Source organism: Haloarcula mannanilytica, assembly GCF_005406125.1.
In the GTDB taxonomy this organism is placed as follows: Archaea; Halobacteriota; Halobacteria; order Halobacteriales; family Haloarculaceae; genus Haloarcula; species Haloarcula mannanilytica.
This window is the reverse complement of the sequence record NZ_BIXZ01000029.1, coordinates 1-2,004: the sequence shown is the minus strand read 5'-3', so window position 1 is coordinate 2,004 and position 2,004 is coordinate 1. Positions and strand designations below refer to the sequence as shown.

The following is a 2,004-nucleotide window of genomic DNA, read 5'->3' as shown; positions in this document are numbered from 1 at the left end:
GAGGGTGTCATAGAACTCTTCTCACACCGTGATCACGGTACTTCCTGGATTGTCTTCGCGTTCGTAGTTGGTGATTGCGACGACGAGGCGAAGACACAGAGCAAGGAACACCTGCGCTCGTGCGTGGACGCGGCCTCGGGCGTGCGTTCGCCCGAGGCCGCAGTCCTTCACTGATTTGTTGGTTCGTTCAACTCCCGTACGGCGGTTGTACGTCTCGTCTAAGGTTGATTGCTTCAGCTGAACGTCCTCGCTGTGTTCGGTGATGCGGTCTTCGACCCTGTACTCGATGTCTTTCGGATCGTCGGTGTTTCGCGCGTTGTACGGAGCGACTGGCACGACCCCTGCGGCCAGCAGGTGGTCGTGCCAGTCGAGCGTGTCGTAGGCGCTGTCACCGACCATCCATATCGGCTGAGCGACGGCGAGCGCGTCACGCGTGACGCGCATCGCCGTCTCCTCAGGCGCTTGCTTGCTTTCAGTGAACTCGGCTGCAATCGGGATCTTTTGCCCGGTTGAGACGATTGTGCAACCGTATCCGTGGTAGTACTCATCGGCGGTTGGGTCGTAGCACTTCGACGCATCTTGATCGGCGGGCATCGCTCTCACGTCGGTCGAATCGATACAGTAGGTCACATCGAGCAGGCCGCGCCGGGCGGCCTGCTCGACGAGTCGGTCGAAAACGTCGTCAACGACGTGTTTGAGGTCGGTGAGAAAGCGATCGACCGCGTCTCTCGACGGCGGTCGATCGAACCCACAACTCAGCCAGACAACTGTGTTCTGAAGCTCCCGTGCAACCGGACGAATCCCGTAGATATCGCGGTAATAGCAGTGAAGGAATCCACGCATCAACTCTGGTGGTTCGTGCTCTCGTGTTCGCCCCGTCTCCGCCGGGGCGAACACGTCGAACTCTTCGAGAAACTCGAAGGAGAGATGCTCAAACAACGCTAGTGTCTCGGTCTCCGCGACATTGAAGAACGACTCTACCGAAGGGTCATCTTGCAGGGTCGCTGAACTCATTCCACCTCAGCGTTCACCCTGCTCTTTGGTGTGCTAACTGTTCTATGACACCCTCACGATAATAAATAAAGAGGGGTCGCTCATCCGTAGCACATTGTTGATTTCACAGAGTTGCTCGGACAGCATGTTTGAGAGCATCTCGGCCATGCTTCCGCAACAGCTCCCGGCGTAGCTGAAACGCTCTAAGATACTGTGTTAGCTTGTCTTTGGAGATACCTCGATGGGGCGAGAGCCACCGTCGCACCTGCGACGCGTGGCTCTCGCAGGTGTTGACATGCACCTCATCGTCGGCGTATTCACCGTCGCCGTGGACGACGTATTCACGGTTGAATTCGTCGTCCTCTTCGAGCGGTTCGTATACTCGAAAGCCGTCGGTGTAGACAGTGAGCGACTCCTGCTGGCGGTCGGCCAGCAGGAGTCGAATCGTCGATTCATCTGCGGCTTTCGCCGGGATCACGTACCGCTGTCCGGTGCCACGGTCAGCGATGATGAACACCGGCGGCTTGTCGCCGCTATACGAACCACGTCCACGCGTGGACAGGCCACGCGAGCGCGACTCCCGGTCGCGCTCGCGGCCTTTCTTCCCGGCAGAGACGTACACTTCGTCGATTTCGACCGGGCCAACGAGATCGAGAGAAGGCGCATCGAGCGCGCTGGCGAAGCGCTCGATGCGCCGGTGCATCGTTTTGTGTGTTACCTCGATTTCGCACTGTAGTTGACGAAGACTCGTGTTAAACCGGAGAAACGCATAAATTGAGAACAGCCACCGTCGGAGCGCAATCCTCGAATGAGCGAAGATTGTGCCAGTCTTATCGTTGAACGTGCGGTCGCAATTCTTACAGAGATACCGTTGAAACTCTCTATAGCTGCCGTTTCTGACCGTCCGGTCAGAACGGCAGCGAGGACAGGTAACACCGTCACGCCAGCGAACCTGTTCCAGCAGGTCCGCTGCGACCGATTCCGACCCAAACACATCTAGCGGAATCATTC

General features: G+C 57.7%; 2 protein-coding genes. Both read right to left on the bottom strand.

The annotated features are described in order from the left end of the window. Positions 1 to 21 precede the first annotated feature (21 nt). Complete coding sequence (locus Harman_RS21175) at positions 22 to 1,014, bottom strand: transposase (protein WP_137685640.1); 993 nt, start codon at positions 1,012 to 1,014, stop codon at positions 22 to 24. Between the two features lie 103 nt (positions 1,015 to 1,117). Further along, positions 1,118 to 2,002 (bottom strand): IS1595 family transposase, encoded by an 885-nt coding sequence (locus Harman_RS21170; RefSeq protein WP_137685639.1) that lies wholly within the window; start codon positions 2,000 to 2,002, stop codon positions 1,118 to 1,120. Positions 2,003 to 2,004: the final 2 nt, after the last annotated feature.

What these genes read in the sequence shown, in the direction of transcription:
- Harman_RS21175 (WP_137685640.1), bottom strand. Translation starts at nt 1,014, where the DNA reads ATGAGTTCAGCGACCCTGCAAGATGACCCTTCGGTAGAGTCGTTCTTC.
- Harman_RS21170 (WP_137685639.1), bottom strand. Translation starts at nt 2,002, where the DNA reads ATGATTCCGCTAGATGTGTTTGGGTCGGAATCGGTCGCAGCGGACCTG.